Here is a 1,680-nt window from a genome sequence, read left to right as displayed (position 1 = left end):
GTGTGGAATGGGCCGAGCGAATGGTGGAGGGAAAGGCGGAGAGGACGTACAGATGTTGAAGGCTATTTTGGTCGGCATTGACTCTTCCGGAACTTTCGTTACGATGATTCCGTAACGGAGGTTTCGGAATAATGTCCAATCCATTTCGTCTCGAAGTGTTGGTCGAAGGTGGGCCTTTCTGTGATCGGCACAACGAACTCGAACGCCTCGAGCGGTGCGCCGCGTCGACCCAGAACGTCCTTCTGGCTTCGCCGCGCCGGTACGGCAAGACCTCCTTGTGCCGCAAGGTCCAGAATCGGCTGACGGATAAGGGGTATCTCTGCTTCGAGTTCGATTTTTCCGGCCTGGACGGGGTGGGGGAGTTGGCCAGACGTCTGGCCCGGGACATGCTCAAGGCCCTGCATGGCCGCGAATCGCTCCTGGCCCGCGGGAAACGATGGCTGAACGCCTTGACCGCCTTTCGGCCGGTCCTGACGTTCGACCCAACAGGAGAACCGAGCGTTTCGGTGAGCCGGGCCAACGAGGCCGATGATCCCCGGACCCTGCTTGAAAAGACTCTGGAAGATCTGGCCCGGATCGTCCAGTCCGAGACCTGGCCATGCCATGTGGTCATGGATGAGTTCCAAGATCTGGTCAAACTGCCCGAAGCCGGGGTGGTGGAAGGAATTGTCCGCAAGACGATCCAGGGGCTGCCGGCTTCATTCGTTTTTTCGGGCAGTCGACGAAGCCTTCTTTTGGCCATGTTCAGCGATCAAAAGCGTTTTTTGACCTTGTCGACCGTCAAGATGATTTTGCCCCCTCTGCCTCTAGAAGAAACCGGGGAGTGCATCCGAGGCTTGTTTGGGAGAGAGGGGAAAAAGGCCACGCCGGATGTGTGCATCGGCTTGGTTCGTGTTGCTAGGCAGTACCCGTTCTACGTTCAGCGACTGGCCAGTGAAGTCTTTGAGATGAGCGGGGATACGGTCTCGATGGAGGATGTGGAGCGGGCCAAAAGCCTGGTTCTGGAGTCCGAAACAGGTCTTTACGAAACCATGATATCACCTCTGACTTCGCGTCAACTACGTCTGTTGAAGGCTCTGGCCGCTTCGCCCACCAAGGCCTTGGCCGGGTCAGGATTCGTGGCCCAGGCCGGATTGCCGGTTTCCTCCATAACGGACATACGCGATATTTTGTTCCGGGAGGATTTGATCGAAAAAACGCCGGATGGAGTCTGGCAGGTGGTGGACCCGTTTTTTTCCGAATGGCTGGGAAGGTTGTAGGGTCGAGGCCTCGAAGCCAGTTTTTTGAAATATGGGTAGTTCAACAATGTGCTGCCAACCACCGCTCATGGACTTCGGCCAGATACGTATCCCCCTCCGTCCTGGCCCGGGCGACGATCCGTCCGGCCTGTCTCCGCAGGGTATGGCGATCCTTAGCCCGCTGCTGGTAGAGCGCGAGTTTTTTTTTGCCTCTGTCTATGGCCATCGACGTGGCGGCCAATAACGGCTTGACCTTTGGGATGATTGTATGGTGATATGGTGACAATTCACCAGGAGGTTGCCATGCCAAGACTGACCATAACCCTGTCTGACGAACGACATATGGCCCTCAAGGCAGCAGCGGCCCGAAGTCAAAAAACCATCGGCTCGATCATTGAGGAAAGCCTTGAACTTTATGGAATAAAGACAGCAGATCATGCCG

General features: G+C 56.4%; 2 protein-coding genes. Both read left to right on the top strand.

Features of this window, described 5'->3' with window-relative positions; translation table 11 throughout:
• The first annotated feature begins 131 nt into the window (after positions 1–131).
• On the top strand, positions 132–1,259 hold the full coding sequence (locus tag EOM25_14690) for an ATP-binding protein (protein NCC26424.1): 1,128 nt from the start codon (positions 132–134) through the stop codon (positions 1,257–1,259).
• 282 nt (positions 1,260–1,541) lie between these two features.
• Positions 1,542–1,680: CopG family transcriptional regulator (locus tag EOM25_14685; protein NCC26423.1), on the top strand; the 139-nt coding region annotated here is incomplete at its 3' end.

It is taken from the genome of Deltaproteobacteria bacterium, from assembly GCA_009929795.1.
In the GTDB taxonomy this organism is placed as follows: domain Bacteria; phylum Desulfobacterota; class Desulfovibrionia; order Desulfovibrionales; family Desulfomicrobiaceae; genus RZZR01.
This window is presented reverse-complemented; position numbering and strand designations above follow the sequence as displayed.

Bases quoted from the DNA above. Each gene is read 5' to 3' on its own strand.
- EOM25_14690 (NCC26424.1), top strand. From the start codon at position 132: ATGTCCAATCCATTTCGTCTCGAAGTGTTGGTCGAAGGTGGGCCTTTC.